Raw genomic sequence first — 16,475 nt, 5'->3', positions numbered from 1 at the left:
GGCACCCGCAGGGCACGTGCCGCCGCACTGCTCATGCTGGCCCTGCCCGGCAACGCCTACATCTACCAGGGCGACGAACTCGGCCTGCCCGAAGTCACCGACCTGCCCGAAGACGCCCTGCAGGACCCCACCTGGGAACGCTCCGGCCGCACCGTGCGCGGCCGCGACGGCTGCCGGGTCCCTCTTCCCTGGCATGGATCGCGTCCGCCGTTCGGGTTCGGTCCCGACGGCGCCGAGCCGTGGCTGCCGCAGCCCCACGATTGGTCGGCACGCAGTGTGGCCGCCCAATCCGACGACCCCACATCGATGCTCGCGCTCTATCGCGGCGCGCTGCGGCTGCGCCGAACCCTGCCGGATCTTCGGCACGACGAGTTCCGGTGGCTGCCCTCGTTGGCAAACGTGCTGAGTTTCCAGCGCGGCTCGGCGCTGCGGTGCATCGCCAACCTGTCCACCGATCCCGTGCCGATCGGCGCAGCAGCCGACGTCGTGCTCGCATCCGGACCGCTCACCGACGCCGCCGAGATTCCACCCGACACGACCGCGTGGCTGCGCACACCTGATCTCTCCGCCCCGATCCCCCACCACGCCGACACACCGGTGAAAGGACACTGATCCCGATGGCCGCCATCACCTATGAGCAAGTCACCCGCCGCTATCCCGGAAGCGACACTCCCGCCGTCGACGCGCTCGATCTGCACATCGAGGACGGCGAGTTCCTGGTCCTCGTCGGCCCCTCCGGCTGTGGCAAATCCACGTCGCTGCGGATGCTCGCCGGGCTGGAGGAGGTCAACGGCGGCCGTATCACCATCGGTGGCCGCGACGTCACCCACACCGCACCCAAGGACCGTGACATCGCCATGGTTTTCCAGAACTATGCGCTGTACCCGCACATGTCGGTGGCGGACAACATGGGCTTCGCGCTGAAGCTCAACGGCGTCGCGAAGACCGAAATCCGCAAACGGGTCGAAGCAGCCGCCGAAATGCTGGATCTCACCCCGTATCTCGACCGCAAGCCCAAGGCGCTCTCCGGTGGGCAGCGCCAGCGGGTCGCCATGGGGCGCGCCATCGTGCGCCAGCCGCAGGTATTCCTCATGGACGAGCCGCTGTCCAACCTCGACGCCAAACTCCGCGTGCAGACCCGCACCCAGATCGCCCAGCTGCAGCGCCAACTGGCGACAACCACGGTCTACGTTACGCACGACCAGGTCGAGGCGATGACGATGGGTGACCGCGTCGCGGTCCTCAAAGGCGGGTTGCTGCAGCAGTGCGCCTCGCCGCGCGAACTGTATCGAAGCCCGGCCAACGTCTTTGTCGCCGGTTTCATGGGTTCACCCGCCATGAACATGTACACGGTCCCGGTCAGCGACGGTGGCGTTACCTTCGGTGACCAGCTGGTCCCGGTTGCCAGGGGCGACCTCGCCGCCGCCGACAAAGAGGTGGTCTTCGGGATCCGGCCCGAGCACCTTCAGATCGTCGGCACCGGTGGACTCGAGGTCAGTGTCGACGTCGTCGAGGAGCTCGGTTCCGAAGCATTCGTGTTCGGCCACAGTCGAATCCACGGACGGTCCGAGCAGATCGTGGTGCGCGCCGACTGGCGCAACCCACCCGCGAAGGGCGAGACCATCCGCGTCAGCGCCGATCGGCAGGAGGCCCACGTGTTCTCCGCTTCCAGCGGCGAGCGCCTCGTCGGCTGAAACGTCTAGAGGCTCCAGGCCATTCGGAACTTCTCGGCCAGTTCGTCCGGCGACATGGCCGAGTATTGCTGGTGCTCGTAGCGGCGCACGGCGACCACGGCGTCGACTGGCTCGTTGCCCAGGATGGCACGCAGCAGCGCCGACCGATCGAGTGCGTCCAGGACGGTGCTCTGGTCGGTCGGAAGCAGTGCGATGGCGCCCTGCTCACGTTGGCGATCGGTCAGCGTGGCCGGGTCGACGGTGGTCTCGGGCGGCAACACCAGACCCCGTTCGATGCCGTCGAGAGCGAGCCCGAGGATGGCCGCCGAGGCGAGGTACGGGTTGGCCGACGGGTCGACGATCTTGACCTCGACGTTGGCCCCGCGCGGATTGGCGGGACCGCCGACCAGGAATCGTATTGCGGCTTCCCGGTTTTCGGTGCCCCAGCACACGTGCGCCCCGGACCAGTGACCCGGCTGCATCCGGAGCCCGGACAGGATGGAACCGCACAACACGCCTTGCGCGTCGGGCAGACCGGCGAGCAGCCCGGCCACCGCGGACTCGCCGTCGCGCGTCATCCCGCGCGCACCCGAGCCGCCGGAGAACAGCGGAACGTCCTGCCTTGTCAATGAGAAGTGTTGGTGGGCACCGGAACCCACTGCGCCCGCGAACGGCACCGGAGACAGGCTGACCCGCATGCCGTGGCGGCGGGCGATCCGGCCGACGATGATTCGCATCAGCACGAGCTGGTCGGCCGCCGCGACCGGCGGCGACGGCGCGAGGGAGATCTCGAACTGGTTGACCCCATACTCGGGATGAAACTGTTCGATGGCGATGCCCGAAGTCGTTGCGGCTTCACCCACTTCACGTACGAACGCCTCGTGTTCGAGCACCCCGGCCAGACCGTACTGCGCCCACAGGTGCGAGGGCAGCGCCGCGCCGTCGGGTCCGACGAGCACGAACTCCATCTCGTGACCGACCGCGGCGTCGATGCCGCCACCAGCGAGCTTGTCCACCGTCCGCACCAGCGCGCCGCGGGCGCAGTACGGATCGGGAGCGCCGTCCTGATCGAAAAACCCGCCTGGCGCCCACGCCAGTCCGTCGCTGAGGATGCGCAGCGCGTCCAGGTCGATGCGGACGCGTTGATCGCCCACCACGCCGGTCGCATCGCCGAACACGATGCCGGCCTGGTCGATGGCGAAGACATGCCAGACGGGGCTCGCGCCCAGCCCCGGGTCTGCGAAGGCTCCCATCCTGCGCAGGGGCACCGTTTTGGCGTGCGTCAGCCCCGCGGGATTGACCACGGTACCGATCAGCGTGGCTACGCCGTCCGATTCGAGTTGGGCGATGGCGGCTGCGGCGAGGGGTTTGGCTGCCATGGGAGCCATTCTGCCCCGCGACTCCCGTTCCCGAGGGCAGGCAGCGACGCTACTTGGGTGGCCGCGAGACGCACTGCGCGGCGTAGAGCTGCTCGCCCAGCTTGTCCATCAGCTCGAGCTGCGTCTCGAGGTAGTCGATGTGCTTCTCCTCGTCGGCCATGATCGTCTCGAGCAGGATTGCGCTGGTGGAATCCTCCTTCTCGCGACACATGATGATGCCGGGCCGCAGCCGCGCCGCCACTTCGTATTCGATGGCGAGATCGGCTTCGAATTGTTCACGTAATGTCTGGCCGACCCGCAGGGAAAAGAGCCGCTGGTAATTCGGCAGGCCGTCCAGAAGAAGAATTCGGTCGGTGATCGCCTCGGCGTGGTGCATTTCCTCGAACGATTCTTCGCGGGTATGCGCGGCCAACTCTGTGAAACCCCAATTGTCCTGCATCTTGGAATGTAGGAAATACTGGTTGATCGCGGTGAGCTCGCTCGTCAGCTGTTCGTTGAGCAGCTTCAGGACGTCGGGATCTCCCTGCATGGATCACTCCTTACACCTCAAGGCCGGCTTCGGGGCCGCGGCCGGTATGGGACGAACGGGGCTGTCGCGCTTCGTTCAACTTAGTCCAGAAAACCGCATCCCGGCTTCCCATTCCCCGCGATAATCGTGCGGGTTTGCCCGTTCTGGCAAAGGTTTCGGCCAGTCGGGCGGCGTCGGAGACACCCGGCGGGCGCCGACCCTGGTCTGCCTTCCCTAAGTAAGGACAGGCCTGTTGTGGGCTGCCTGACCTAACTAAGCTGAGACTGGCTGTGGACTGCCTGACCTAACCAAGGTTAGACTGCACTAACTATGCTGGCGAGCGCATTGGACAGGCTGAAGACCATGGGTGAGTACGAACCGCACTCACTTATTCTTGCCTGCGATTTCCGTGTCGAAGACGTCGACCGGATGTCGAACTGGCTGGCGATGCAGCATTCCGGGCTCGCCTCGGTCGGCGCACATCATGTCGTCGTCTACACATCGATCTGGGAACCCGGCCGGGTGCTCGCAACAATTGGTATAAGAAACCCTCGATCGGTTCGGGACGTATTGCGGTCACCGGCGATTTTCGAATGGTTCAACATTTCCGGCGCCGACGATATACCGCCGATATTCGGTGGTGAGGTCGTGGAGAAGATCGACCTCACCACGGTCTCCCCGGCGGCGCCGTTCTCCGGGGTTATCGTCGGGGTCATCGCGACGGTCGACGATGTCGCGGCGCTCATGGTCAAGGTGCACGACGGGCTGAACCGGTTCCGGCGGGCGGGCGTGCGGAAGGTCTGGGTCTACCGCGCCCTCGACGACGGGCATGAGGTGATGATCCTGCAGGAGATGGACAGCGAGATCGCCGCCAGGGAGTGGATCGACCATCCGGACGGCTCCGCGGTGTGGATGTCGCGCGCGGGGTTCGGCGCCTACCCCTCGCTGTTCGTCGGCAAGCTGGCGTCTCTGATGACGCTGGACGAGCAGGGATAGGCGCGACCGATGTTCGTATGCCTGTGCACGGGGGCCACCAGTCAAGTCGTCAACGACGTCGTGGCGGCGGGAGCGACAACGTCCAAGGAGATCGTCGAGGCGTGCGGCGCGGGTGGTGACTGCGGTCGGTGCCGCCGCACGTTGCGCGCGATCATCGCCAACTATCAGGTCAACGGCTGCTCGTCACAGTTCAACGGCTGCCCCCGCCTCGCCCGCTGATCGATCGCCGAGGACATCAGAAGCCGCTGTCGTTGCGTCAGCCGTTGCTGTACACCCGGATAGGCGTGGCGAGGACGACGGCGCGCCGCTGCTCGGCCATGACCCTGTCGTACTCGTCCCAGTTGTCGTGGCTGCCGCCTGCGGCGGTGAACACCTCTCGCAGCAGCAGTCGCAGTCGCTGCGGATCGGTGAGCCAGGGTTGCGGGTCGTCAGGTCCGGCCAGTTCGGCGCGGCCTTCCACGGTGGCCCACTGCCAACCCCGCCGGAAGGTCGCGGCCAGCTGCGGCCTGGCGCGCAGATTCGCCAGCTTGACCTTTCCGTAGGTGACGAACGCCAGCATTGGGCGGCCGGTGGACGGATGGGCAAGCACACCGGCGTTCACCAGCGACGCCTGGATCGTGCCGTCCGCACGCAGGGTCGACACCACGGCCAGACCGCTCTCACCCGCGGCCAGCGCGGCTGCTTCCTCAAGCGTGGTCATTGCCCGACCCTACCCAGTCCACCTTCTCCGCGCCGAGATCGACGTTCTGCAGACATCGCCCTGGAAGAGTGCTGCAAAACGTCGATCTCGGCGCGATGACGGGGTGTCCGCCGCGGACGCCCCGCCGCCGCGGACGCGTCTTCTCGGCGGGCGAGGATCCGCCGGGAAGGCGCCGTCTTTCAACTGGGTGCGTGACCGGCGTTCAGCGCCGGGCCGCCGTTGGTCCCGGCGAGCGCGCTGCCCGCAGCACCTGCCGTGGCGAGGGCGGCGAGCAGGCCGGCGGGCGGGGCGCCGGCGTCACGGTGATCGTCGGTCGTGAACCCGCGGTCGGAACCCCGATGCGCCACCGGCGATGCCGGAGCGGGGCCGCCGTCGACGGGCTCACTCTGCGTGCGGGCGTCGTCGCCCCGGATCGCCGTGACCGCTCGGGCGGGACCCGCACCGGTCGGCGGCGTGTCGATCTCGAAGGAGAATCTCATATCCGCCGCCTCAGTTCAGAACCGCGTATCGGGCTTCGAAATCAACGGGGTTGGCGGTCAGGTTCGTGACCTTGAGCCAATAGGTGATGTTGCCGGCGTCGGAACGTTCCACCTCGACGTCCCAATCGAGTTCGGGATTTCCGGGGATCGGTGTCGTGGGCATGACGTACCACACCACATGCCATTCCGCGGGCCAGCCGAAGGTGAACCACTGCTGAGACTGGTTCGGCTCCAGGCTCCCGTTGAACTGCACTCCTACTTGCATTGCTCCACTTCCTTTCGGTCACCAGCCGAGAACGGCGTAGCGGCCTTCGATGCCTACGGGTTTGTCGGTGAGATTGGTGACGCAGATCCAGTACGACGCGAAGCCGTCGGAGGTCCGCTCCACGCGGGTGTTGAAGCGGATCTGCGCGGCGCCGGGCGCCGGTGTCGTGGGGACGGCGGTCCACACGACATGCCAGTGCGCCGGCCAGTCGAACGTGAACCAGCACGCCGTGCTGTTCGCCGCGAGCTCATCGGTGAACTGCACACCGGTCCACGGGGTGACGGTCTCGGTGGCCGCGGCGATCAGCTGGCGCAGGTTCGGGCGATTGCCGATGCGTTGCGTTGCCGGCCGACCTGGAGTGTCCTGCTGCGGGGAACCGGTGCTGCGCAACAGCTCCCGCGCCCGCGCCGGACTCAGTTGCGGGCGGCCGCTTGCCCGCAGCACACCCTGGACGCAGGCAAGCGCTCCGACCACGATGGGCGACGCGCTTGACGTGCCGCTGAAGGTGCTGGTGTACCAGAGGTCCTGGTTCGCCCCGCCCTGCAGGTTGCCATAGCCGGTGCTCGTGACCTCGCGCCCCCAACCCTGGGCGTCCACCCTGGCGCCGTAGTTGGAGAAGTCGAGGCGAGACCGATCGGCGCCCCACGCGCCCGACGGCGGTGCGCCCGCTCCGACCAGCACCGCTCCACTCGACGGGTTCTGCGGGTTGAACGGATTGGTCCAGGTCTCGGGAAAGCCGGTAGGGCGCTGGCTGTAGACGGGGTCGTCCAGGTTCTGGAAGCCGTTGCCTGCGGCCTCCACGACGATGATGCCCTTGTCGACCGCGTAGCGGATCGCGGCGAAATCGTCGGGCCACCACTCGACCGCGATGAACCCGAGCTGTCCCTGTTGGGGTGACGGAGTGCGGGGCCCGGGCCGGTGGATCTCCAACAGGATGATGTCACCGGCGCCCAGCCGGTCCGCCGCCGACCGGATCGCCGTCGCCGAGGGCACCGAGAACGCCGACGCGCTGATGATGGCATCGGGGGCAATGCCCGTGACGCCCACCGCATTGCGATCCCCGCTGATCTCACCGAGCACCGCCGTGCCGTGATTCGTGTCGGTGCTCCCGGTACCCGCGACGATCCCGCCCTGATTCTGCAGTAGATCCTCGTGGGTGAAGCGCCAGCCCCATTCGCAGTCGATGATCCGAACGCCCGCGCCGCCGCCCCCGTTCAGGGTCCAGGCGTAGCGGGCATCGACGCCGCCGGGGGCCGCGTCGAGATAGCCCTGCTGACTGGTGAAGTCGGGTGTGGCCGGCGGTGCATCGACCAGTCGCGGCTGCATGTCGTTGATCGGCGCGGCGTCGGTCGCGTGGGGACGATCGGCGAGCAGCGTGGGCAGCTGTCCACCGGGCTTGACGTAGGCGGCCTCGATCAGCTCCTGCTCGAAGAGCCGGGCGGCCAGTCCGTCCAGGGCCCCGTCGTCGGCCTCGACGTGGTAGAAGTTCCACGGCGCTGGACCGCCGCCGTGATCGATGCCCGCTTCGAGGCTTCGCGCCCGCACCCGCTCCTCCGATGCGCCGAACAGCGGACGCATCACGGCACCGGATTCCGCCAGCAGTGCCGCCAGCGGCGCTGCATCCGCCGCGGCCGCGGTGATCCCGCGCTCGCCGGCGCGCAGACCCGCACCTGATTTCGCGATGACAATCAATTCTCTTGGGCTGAAGGCGCTTTCACCGCCCTCACGGTCAGTTGGTGGATGCTTCGTCGACTTGGCCTTTGACGCCATGCGACACCTCGATTCCTTGGTCGGTCAGGGCGCGTCGTCCCTGGGTTTGACATATGCGGCGGCCACGCCGGGCAGCGACCGAAGGTGCTCGGCGAGCGCGTCCAGGCCGGTGCCGGCGGGAGCGGTGACGACGAACTGGGATGCCATGTCCCGCGGCAGGGGATCCCCTGCCGACTGCGGGTGCAGCGGCGTGAGCGTGTGTCCCGCCCGGCGCACCGCCTCGGCAATAGCGCTCGCCGAATTCCCGCGTCCCGCACCTCTTCTGAGATCCTGGGCCACGGCGGGTTCGACGAACACCACCAGATCGACGTTCACCATGCCGCAATGACTCCCGGCGTGAGCTCGTTGCTCCGCAACCCGTTGTGGTGGGCGGCGAAGGTGAACCTCCCGCGGCGGTTCACGTGGTCACCTCACCGGTCATCGCCTGCCCCCCAATCTGTCGGTCGGCATGTTGGTCGGCATGGACATCCTCGCGTCGCCACGGCCGTTAGGAGTGAGTAGTCGACTACTCGACTTGTACGGGTGCGGCGAAGGCATGCCGATCGGGTTCACGCGGAGCCGCAGCCGGATCGGATGGGACTACTCACCCCGGCGCGGGCGTTCGAGAACGGCTTCGAGAACGAAGATGTCGGGTGACCTACGGGCGGGCGCCGAGGGGACCGCGAAGCGCGGCGGCGGGAAAGTTCCTACCATTGACCGGCATGGCAGCGCCCTCACCGACCGGTTCGCGCCCCGTGCTGCCCGCGACGCTCGTCGAAGTCGCCGGCCACCGGCTGCGCGACGCCATCCTCAGCGGCGCGCTGCAGCCCGGCCAGAAGATCGTCGAGGAGCAACTCTGCGCGAACCTGGGCATCAGCCGTGCCCCGCTGCGGGAGGCCCTGCGCCTGCTGGCCCAGCAGGGTCTGGTCGAACAACTCCCCCGCCGCGGATCGCGGGTGGCGGACTGGTCGCGCTCGGACATCCTGCAGCTGTTCGCCCTGCGCCATGTGCTCGAGCGACATGCCATCGAGTCGACGCTGCCGCTGGCCGATATCGACGCGTCGCTGCTGCCGGTCCGTGACGCGCTCGACCAGATGCGCGCCGCGACAGATGAACTGGACAAGGACGACGCGCACCGCGTGTTCCATGCCGCGGTGGTCGGCCTGGCCGACAACCGGCAGCTGAACCTGACCCTTGAGCCCATCCTGCTCAAGCTGCAGCTGCCGATGGCGGTGAATCTGCGCGAGGAAGCGCGCCACCACCACCCCCGCGACGGGATCGCGCGCCACGCGGCGATCGTGACGGCGCTGGAGACCAACGACCCGGCAGTCGTCATCGCCGCGCTGCGCGACCACGGCCACCTGCACTATCTCGGCCTGGAAAGCGGCGCCCAAGCCGGCTCCGTCGGACATCGCTAACACGATTGACACACGACCGACCCGCGATCGCCATCATTCTGTCGACAATCGACAACTATGCCCGACACGCAGGGACCGTCGATCGGACCGTCGGTAGCCGAGATTCTGGCGTCCCACGCCAGCGGAACCGGGTCGCCGACCAAAACCGCCGCTCGCGTCGCCGACGCCATCGCCGCGAGGGGTGACGACGGCACCTGGCTGTCCACGGTGCCTCGCGCGGAGCTGCTGGCGGCCGCCGAGGAGATCGAGAACCGGCCAGGGGCGCGCACGCTGCCGCTGTACGGGGTGCCGTTCGGCGTCAAGGACAGCATCGACGTCGAGGGTGTGCCGACCACCCTGTCCTGCCCCGACTACGCCTACGTGGCGGACACCACCGCTCCCGTCGTGCGCCGGCTTCTCGACGCCGGCGCGTTGTATGTCGGCAAGACCAGCCTCGATCAGTTCGCGACCGGGCTGAACGGGACCCGCACGCCCTACCCGATCCCGCGAAGTGTCTACGGCAACAACATGATCTCCGGCGGCTCGAGCTCCGGGTCGGCGCTGGCCGTCGCCCTGGGCCAGGTGCCGTTCGCGGTCGCCACCGACACCGCCGGATCCGGGCGGGTGCCCGCCGCGCTCAACGGTGTGGTCGGGTACAAGCCGTCGCGCGGACTGCTCAGCACGGTCGGCCTGGTGCCCGCGTGCAAATCGCTGGACTGCATCAGCCTGATGGCCGGCTGCATCGAGGACATCGACCGCGTCTTCGAGGTGATGGTCGCCCGCGATGACAACGACGCCTGGTCGCGCGACCCGGGTCCCCGGTACGGCGGGGCGCCGATCCGGGTGGGGCTGCCCCCGCTGTCCGAGCTGGAGTTCTTCGGCGACGACGAGATGCGCCGCGCGCACGCCGGCTTTCGCGAACACCTGAAGCGGCACGCCACCATCGTCGAGGTGTCCCTGGAGCCGTTCCTGGCCGCGGGATCGTTGCTCTACCAGGGCCCCTGGGTGGCCGAGCGCCTCGTCGAGTTCGGCGATTTCCTGGCTGCGCAACCGGATTCGATACATCCCGTGGTCCGCGAGATCTTCCGCGGCGGCCTGAAGTACAGCGCGGTGGACGCCTTCGCCGCGCTGCAGCGGCTGCAGGAACTCAAGGCACAGGTGGCCCGGCTGTGGCGGACGATGGACGTGCTGGTGGTGCCGACCATCGGTACGACGTTCACCGTCGATGAGGTACTGGCCCGGCCGATCGACTGCAACACGATGCTCGGGCATTACACCCATTTCGGAAACCTGCTCGACCTGCTCGGCGTCGCGGTGCCCCTCGGCATCGCCGCCGACGGGCGCCCCTACAGCGCGATGCTGCTCGGTGCCGCACTGACCGACGACACCGCGCTGCAGCTGGCTGCGCAGATCCTCGACGAGCCCCGGGGTGATTCCGCCCAGCCGTCCACCATCCCTACCGCCGCCAAGGAGTCCGTGTGAGCCCGTCCGCTCAGGTACCCGCCGAACCCAGCCCATTCGATCTCATCGCGGACAAGACCGCGCTGATCGTCATCGACATGCAGCGAGACTTCCTGCTGCCCGGCGGATTCGGCGAGTCCCTCGGCAACGACGTCGATCAACTGCTCAAGGTCGTGCCGCCGCTCGCCGCGCTGATCGCCGCCGCCCGCGAGGCCGGGATCATGGTGATCCACACCCGTGAAGGACATCGGCCCGACCTCGCGGACTGCCCACCCGCCAAGCTCAATCGCGGCGCGCCGTCGAAACGCATCGGTGACCCCGGCAAGTACGGGCGCATCCTGATCCGGGGTGAGTACGGCCACGACATCGTCGACGAGCTCGCACCGGTGGACGGTGAGGTCGTCATCGACAAGCCGGGTAAGGGGGCGTTCTACGCCACCGAACTGCAGGACATCCTGACCGGCGCGGGCATCACCCAACTCCTGGTCACCGGCGTGACCACCGAAGTGTGCGTGCACACCACCACACGGGAGGCCAACGACCGCGGTTACGAATGCCTGGTCGTATCCGACTGTGTCGGTTCGTATTTCCCCGAGTTCCAGCGTGTCGGCCTGGAGATGGTCAAGGCCCAGGGCGGCATCTTCGGCTGGGTCGCCGACAGTGGCGCCGTCATCCCGGCATTGCAGACCCTGACCGCCACCCACCCGTCCGTAGCCTAGGAGGCGTATCCCGATGAGCACTGACGTCACCGACCCGCCCGCTCAGCCCTCCGAATCCGAGCGCCTGTCCATCCCGTGGTGGACCCGGGGCGATCTCAACGCCTTCTTCGGGCTCGGGTTCAACATCCTTGTCAACGTGCTGACCCTGACCGGGTTGATGATCGGCGTGATCGCCGTGCCAGCCGGCGATGTGCTGGGCACCGTGCTGCCCGCGCTCGGCGTGGCACTGATCCTGGGCAACCTGTACTACACCTTCCTGGCCCGTCGACTGGCTCGGCGGGAAAACCGCACGGACGTCACGGCTTTGCCGTACGGCCCCAGCGTGCCGCACATGTTCATCGTGATCTTCGTGGTCATGCTGCCGGTGTACCTCAACACCGAGGATCCCGTTCAGGCGTGGCAGGCCGGGTTGGCGTGGGCCTTCCTCATCGGCGTCATCGTGATGATCGGCGCGTTCGTCGGGCCCTACATCCGCAAGCTGACCCCGCGCGCGGCGATGCTGGGGACGCTGGCGGGGATCTCCATCACGTTCATCTCCATGCGCCCCGCCGCGCAGATGTGGGAGGTCGCCTGGATCGGCCTGCCGGTGCTGGCCATCATCCTCATCGGCTTCTTCACGAATATGAAGCTGCCGTTCGGGATTCCGGTCGGACTGGCAGCGCTGCTGGTCGGCACGGCGATCGGCTGGATCGGCGGCTACATGTCGGCACCCGATGTGGGCCAGGCGGTTTCCGATATCGCCATCGGCATCCCCGATCTGCGTGTCGATCTACTGATGTCGGGGTTGGCGAACCTGGCGCCGCTGCTGGGCACCGCGATCCCGCTGGGCGTCTACAACTTCACCGAGGCGATGAGCAACGTGGAGAGCGCCGCGGCAGCCGGTGACAACTACAACCTGCGCAGCGTGCTGCTGGCCGACGGCGCAGGGGCCGTGGTCGGATCGGCGTTCGGGTCGCCGTTCCCGCCGGCGGTGTACATCGGCCACCCCGGCTGGAAGGACGCAGGCGGCCGGGCGGGCTACTCGCTGGCCAGTGGCGTGGTGATCGGAATCTTCTGCTTCGTGGGGCTTTTCGGTGTGCTCGACGCGCTGCTCCCGGTTCCCGCGATCGTGCCCATCCTGCTCTACATCGGCCTGCTGATCGGTGCGCAGGCCTTCCAGGCGGTGCCGCGGCTGCACGCCGTCGCGGTGGTCGCGGCCTTGCTGCCGAACCTTGCGCAGTGGGCCCACGGCCTGATCGACAACGCGCTCAACGCGGCGGGTACATCGGCGTCCGAGGTCGGGATGGAAGCGCTCAACGGCGCCGGGGTGGTGTACGAGGGGTTGAAGACCCTCGGTGAGGGCGCCGTGCTCGTCGGCCTGATCCTCGGCACCATGGTGACGTTCATCCTGGAGAAGAAGTTCCTCTATGCCGCCATCGCCGCGGCGGTCGGTGCGGTGCTGTCGTTCATCGGCCTCATCCATGCGCCCGAGGTGTCATGGGCGGCGAACCCCTCGGTGGCGCTGGGCTATGCGTTCTTCGGCCTGGTGTGCCTGATCTACTGGTTCATGCCGGGAGCCAAGGATCCGGTAGTGGTCGACGAGTCCGACATCGTCGCCGGCCACTGACTTTTCCCGGCGCGCAGACGCAAACTGTCCCCAGAGTTGCCGTTCTGGGGGCAGTTTGCGTCTCGCGGGAAGAAATTCGGCAGAAGGTGAGGGTGCCGTCACAGCGGGACCGGAATGATGTGGGCTAGATTACCTAACTAATCGTGGTCAAATGTCCACGAACATGTCTACGCTGGACGGCATGGCAACACGAGCGCACAGCTCCGATCCACGAGCCGAACGCGTCCGCACCCTGCTGCGCGACGCCGCCTTCGGCCTGGCCCACGAGCGGCAGGTCAACGGGTTGACGGTCAACGACATCGTCACCCGCGCCGGAGTCAGCAGGCAGGCGTTCTACCTGCACTTCCGTGACCGCGACGACGCCGTGGCAGCGGCTGTCACGGTCGCCTTCACCACTGCGACGGCCGACGGTGGCGCCAACCCCCGCGACCGCATCGTGCGGTTGTTCGCCTTCGCCGCCGAGCACCGTGCGCTGTACCGCAACATCATCCCCAGCGCAGTCACCGAGCGTGTCGTGGCGGCATTCCGGGCCGAACTCGCAAGCCCCTGCGAGCAGATCGCCCGACAGAGCATGCCGGTGATCGCACCGATCGCCGCCCTGTCCCCCGAATCCGTGAGCCGCTTCTTGGTGGGCGGGTTCATGGAGGTCCTGCGGTCCTGGATGGACGACCCCGACGCCGAGGACCTGCAGGGCCGCGTGACCGCCGCACTGGACACCGTCACCGCATTGCTGGGGCTGTCCGTGTCGGTCCACCAGTCCTGATCGATTTCCCTTCCTACGAAAGGCTTCCCGTGGGTAAACACCACACGGCACCGGAACGCGGCCGAAAGACGATCGCCGGCCGATCCGCCGCCGACCTTCGCACCGTGGCGATCGCCATGGCCGCGCTGACGCTGTTCGTCGTCGCCATGATCGCCAGCTACTCCGGCGCCTTCGCCAAGCCCACCCTGCACCACATGTCGGTCGCCGTCGCCGGACCCGAGGAGTTCGCCACCGCGATCGGCGGCCAGGATGCGTTGTCCGTCAACGAAGTCCACGATGCGGGGGCAGCACGCGCCGAGGTCTACGAACGTCGCGCCGACGCCGCGTTCGTCGCCGCCCCCGACGGCACCATGACGATCTATGTCGCCGGCGGCGGGGGCCGCAGCGTGGCCACGGCGGCCGAGACCGTCGGCCGCGGCGTCGCCGCCAACGCGAGCCTGACACCGGTGGTGGAGGACGTCGCGCCCGCCTCGGCCGGGGATCCGTCCGGGACCGTCGAGTTCTACGCCATCATCTTCCTGTCCATCGGGGCCACGCTGGGCGCAGCGGTGTTCGGCCGCATCATGGGAACGGTGCGCGCACCGGACACCCTGATGCTGCGCACCCTCACGTTGGCGGGGTACTCGGCGCTGCTCGCCGCCGCGGTGACCGTCTACGTCGACCCCATCCTTGGCGCGCTGACCGGGCACACCTGGCAACTCTTCGCCGCGCTGTGGCTCTACGCCATGGCCGTCGGCGGTGCGGTGACGGGTGTGGCGGCGGCGTTCGGCTCCGCGGCATCGCTGGCGCTCACGCTGTTCCTGGTGATCATCGGCAACGCGGCAGCGGCTGGACCGGTGGGGCGCCCGTTGCTCTCGACGTTCTATTCGACCTTCACCTCGATCGTGCCGCAGGGATCCGGGGTGTCGATGCTGCGCAGCGTTCAGTACTTCGGCGGCAACGGTGCGCAAGCCCCGCTGGTGACGCTGGCGATCTGGGGCGCCGCCGGGTGCGCGTTGGCAGTGCTCGGTGCGGTGGTGGGACGGGCGGCCGAACGGCCGGCGGCTCCGGTAGCGCTGAACTATCGTCGGCAGCATGACGCTGTCGGCGACCTCACAGGAATCGGCGGACGCGAGCGAACCGTACTACGACCTCGGTTCCTATCACCGGCCGATTGACACCCCTTCAGCGCAGGCCCAGACCTGGTTCGATCGCGGACTGGTCTGGGCCTACGCGTTCAACCACGGCGAGGCGATCCGCTGCTTCGAGCGGGCGCTGGAGCTGGATCCCGACCTGGCCATCGCGCGGTGGGGCATCGCCTACTCGGTCGGGCCCAACTACAACAAGGCCTGGGAGGCGTTCGATCCGGTCGACCTCGCGGCGTCGTTGTTTAGGGCCAGAACCGAATTGGAGCTTGCCGCGGGCGGGCGGGCCACCCCGCTCGAAGCGGCGCTGATCGACATCCTGCGCAGCCGGTTCCCCACCGACGATCCCGATGACCTCGAGGCGCTGCAGGCCGGTCACACGGCCTACGCCGACGCGATGGTCACGCTCGCCGCGTCTCACCCAGACGACGTCGACGTGCAGGCCCTCGCCGCTGATGCGCTCGTCAACGTCACGGCATGGGCGCTGTGGGACACCAGGACCGGCGAGCCCGCGCCGGGTTCGCGGGTGGTGGAGGCCAAGCGGATCCTCGACACCACGCTGGCCACCCCCGCGGGCAAGACGCATCCCGGCGTTCTGCACCTCTATATCCACGCGATGGAGATGTCCGCCGCCCCGCAGGACGCCCTGCCCGCCGCCGACCTGCTGCGGGGTCTGGTGCCCGACGCCGGTCACCTGCAGCACATGCCCACCCACATCGACGTGCTGTGCGGTGAGTATCGCGCCTCGGTGGTGTCGAATCTGGCTGCGGTGCAGGCTGATCGACGGTTCGTGAAGCGGGAGGGTCCGCTTAACTTCTACTCGCTGTACCGGGCGCACGATCTGCATTTCGTGGTGTACTCCGCGATGTTCGAGGGCAGCTCGGCGATCGCACTGCAGGCCGCCGAGGAACTCGCCGAACAGCTCACTCCCGAACTGCTGTCGATCGAATCGCCCCCGATGGCCGACTGGCTCGAAGCGTTCGTGCCCCTGCGGGTGCACGTCCTGGTCCGGTTCGGCCGATGGGACGAGCTGATCGCCGAACCGCTGCCCGCCGACCCGCTGCTGTACTGCACCACGACGGCCACCATCCACTACGGCCGCGGGGTCGCCTATGCCGCCACCGGTGACCTCGCGCGCGCCCGCTCCGAGCGCGACGCGTTCACCGACGCCTACGCGCTGATCCCCGAGACCCGGTACCTGTTCAACAACACCAGCCGCGACATCCTCGCCGTCGCCGCCGAGCTGCTCGACGGCGAAATCGCTTACCGGGAAGGCAATTACGACGAGGCGTTCGCGCGGCTGCGGCGGGCCGTCGAGCTGGACGACACGCTGCCCTACGACGAACCGTGGGGATGGATGCAGCCGACCCGCCACGCGCTGGGCGCCCTGCTGCTCGAACAGGGACAGGTCGAGGAGGCGGCCGCGGTCTATGCCGCCGACCTCGGCCTCGATCCCACCCTGAGCCGCTCCTGCCAGCATCCGGGAAACGTGTGGAGCCTGCACGGCTACCACGAATGCCTGCAGCGCCTCGGTCGTTCGGCGGAGGCGGCGATCATCGGCCAGCAGCTGGCACTGGTGCGGGCGCGCGCCGACGTGCCGATCCACGCGTCCTGCGCGTGCCGGCTCGACGTCGCCGACGCCTGCTGCGGCTGAGC

General features: G+C 68.0%; 18 protein-coding genes. 11 read left to right on the top strand and 7 right to left on the bottom strand.

Going from position 1 to position 16,475, the window contains the following annotated elements; genetic code table 11:
• Both ADBZ6K_RS19475 and ADBZ6K_RS19470 read left to right on the top strand, forming a co-directional pair.
• The coding region (locus tag ADBZ6K_RS19475; RefSeq protein WP_526349677.1) for an alpha-amylase family glycosyl hydrolase at nt 1–612 on the top strand (612 nt) is incomplete at its 5' end.
• A 5-nt stretch (nt 613–617) separates the two neighbouring features.
• Complete coding sequence (locus ADBZ6K_RS19470) at nt 618–1,694, top strand: ABC transporter ATP-binding protein (RefSeq protein ID WP_526349675.1); 1,077 nt, start codon at nt 618–620, stop codon at nt 1,692–1,694.
• A 5-nt stretch (nt 1,695–1,699) separates the two neighbouring features.
• On the opposite strand, the gene ADBZ6K_RS19465 is transcribed toward ADBZ6K_RS19470, so the two are convergent.
• On the bottom strand, nt 1,700–3,061 hold the full coding sequence (locus ADBZ6K_RS19465; protein WP_526349673.1) for a type I glutamate--ammonia ligase: 1,362 nt from the start codon (nt 3,059–3,061) through the stop codon (nt 1,700–1,702).
• A 40-nt stretch (nt 3,062–3,101) separates the two neighbouring features.
• Entirely contained in the window at nt 3,102–3,581 is a 480-nt protein-coding gene (gene bfr / locus ADBZ6K_RS19460; RefSeq protein ID WP_526349671.1) for a bacterioferritin, read from the bottom strand.
• 342 nt (nt 3,582–3,923) lie between these two features.
• Between bfr and ADBZ6K_RS19455 the strand changes: the two genes are divergently transcribed.
• Both ADBZ6K_RS19455 and ADBZ6K_RS19450 read left to right on the top strand, forming a co-directional pair.
• Complete coding sequence (locus ADBZ6K_RS19455; protein WP_526349669.1) at nt 3,924–4,556, top strand: fatty-acid--CoA ligase; 633 nt, start codon at nt 3,924–3,926, stop codon at nt 4,554–4,556.
• Nucleotides 4,557–4,565: 9 nt separating this feature from the next.
• Complete coding sequence (locus ADBZ6K_RS19450) at nt 4,566–4,775, top strand: (2Fe-2S)-binding protein (RefSeq protein WP_526349667.1); 210 nt, start codon at nt 4,566–4,568, stop codon at nt 4,773–4,775.
• A 37-nt stretch (nt 4,776–4,812) separates the two neighbouring features.
• Here the strand turns inward: ADBZ6K_RS19450 and ADBZ6K_RS19445 are convergent, their stop codons facing one another.
• From ADBZ6K_RS19445 to ADBZ6K_RS19425, 5 genes are all read right to left on the bottom strand, one after another.
• Nucleotides 4,813–5,256: a TIGR03618 family F420-dependent PPOX class oxidoreductase gene (locus tag ADBZ6K_RS19445; RefSeq protein WP_526349665.1), complete on the bottom strand. Its 444-nt coding sequence runs from the start codon at nt 5,254–5,256 to the stop codon at nt 4,813–4,815.
• 179 nt (nt 5,257–5,435) lie between these two features.
• On the bottom strand, nt 5,436–5,735 hold the full coding sequence (locus ADBZ6K_RS19440; RefSeq protein ID WP_526349663.1) for a hypothetical protein: 300 nt from the start codon (nt 5,733–5,735) through the stop codon (nt 5,436–5,438).
• 10 nt (nt 5,736–5,745) lie between these two features.
• On the bottom strand, nt 5,746–6,000 hold the full coding sequence (locus ADBZ6K_RS19435; protein WP_526349661.1) for a hypothetical protein: 255 nt from the start codon (nt 5,998–6,000) through the stop codon (nt 5,746–5,748).
• Between the two features lie 18 nt (nt 6,001–6,018).
• The gene (locus ADBZ6K_RS19430; protein ID WP_526349659.1) at nt 6,019–7,770 is read right to left on the bottom strand and encodes a S8 family peptidase; all 1,752 of its coding nucleotides are present in this window, start codon (nt 7,768–7,770) and stop codon (nt 6,019–6,021) included.
• Between the two features lie 24 nt (nt 7,771–7,794).
• Complete coding sequence (locus tag ADBZ6K_RS19425) at nt 7,795–8,088, bottom strand: hypothetical protein (RefSeq protein WP_526349657.1); 294 nt, start codon at nt 8,086–8,088, stop codon at nt 7,795–7,797.
• Nucleotides 8,089–8,471: 383 nt separating this feature from the next.
• Between ADBZ6K_RS19425 and ADBZ6K_RS19420 the strand changes: the two genes are divergently transcribed.
• From ADBZ6K_RS19420 to ADBZ6K_RS19390, 7 genes are all read left to right on the top strand, one after another.
• Nucleotides 8,472–9,167 (top strand): GntR family transcriptional regulator, encoded by a 696-nt coding sequence (locus ADBZ6K_RS19420; RefSeq protein ID WP_526349655.1) that lies wholly within the window; start codon nt 8,472–8,474, stop codon nt 9,165–9,167.
• A gap of 57 nt (nt 9,168–9,224) precedes the next feature.
• Complete coding sequence (locus ADBZ6K_RS19415; RefSeq protein ID WP_526349653.1) at nt 9,225–10,628, top strand: allophanate hydrolase; 1,404 nt, start codon at nt 9,225–9,227, stop codon at nt 10,626–10,628.
• The gene (locus ADBZ6K_RS19410; RefSeq protein ID WP_526349651.1) at nt 10,625–11,326 is read left to right on the top strand and encodes a cysteine hydrolase family protein; all 702 of its coding nucleotides are present in this window, start codon (nt 10,625–10,627) and stop codon (nt 11,324–11,326) included. The genes ADBZ6K_RS19415 and ADBZ6K_RS19410 overlap by 4 nt, the downstream gene beginning before the upstream one ends.
• Nucleotides 11,327–11,339: 13 nt before the next feature.
• On the top strand, nt 11,340–12,932 hold the full coding sequence (locus tag ADBZ6K_RS19405) for a regulator (RefSeq protein WP_526349649.1): 1,593 nt from the start codon (nt 11,340–11,342) through the stop codon (nt 12,930–12,932).
• A gap of 181 nt (nt 12,933–13,113) precedes the next feature.
• Nucleotides 13,114–13,695 carry a TetR/AcrR family transcriptional regulator gene (locus tag ADBZ6K_RS19400; RefSeq protein WP_526349647.1) on the top strand — a complete coding sequence of 194 codons (582 nt, stop codon included), beginning with the start codon at nt 13,114–13,116 and terminating at the stop codon, nt 13,693–13,695.
• A gap of 29 nt (nt 13,696–13,724) precedes the next feature.
• The gene (locus ADBZ6K_RS19395; RefSeq protein WP_526349645.1) at nt 13,725–14,852 is read left to right on the top strand and encodes a hypothetical protein; all 1,128 of its coding nucleotides are present in this window, start codon (nt 13,725–13,727) and stop codon (nt 14,850–14,852) included.
• Entirely contained in the window at nt 14,770–16,473 is a 1,704-nt protein-coding gene (locus ADBZ6K_RS19390; RefSeq protein ID WP_526349643.1) for a tetratricopeptide repeat protein, read from the top strand. Before ADBZ6K_RS19395 ends, ADBZ6K_RS19390 begins: the two co-directional genes overlap by 83 nt.
• Nucleotides 16,474–16,475 lie beyond the last annotated feature (2 nt).

The sequence above is a fragment of the Mycobacterium sp. genome (assembly GCF_044223235.1).
Lineage (GTDB): Bacteria > Actinomycetota > Actinomycetes > Mycobacteriales > Mycobacteriaceae > Mycobacterium.
This window is presented reverse-complemented; position numbering and strand designations above follow the sequence as displayed.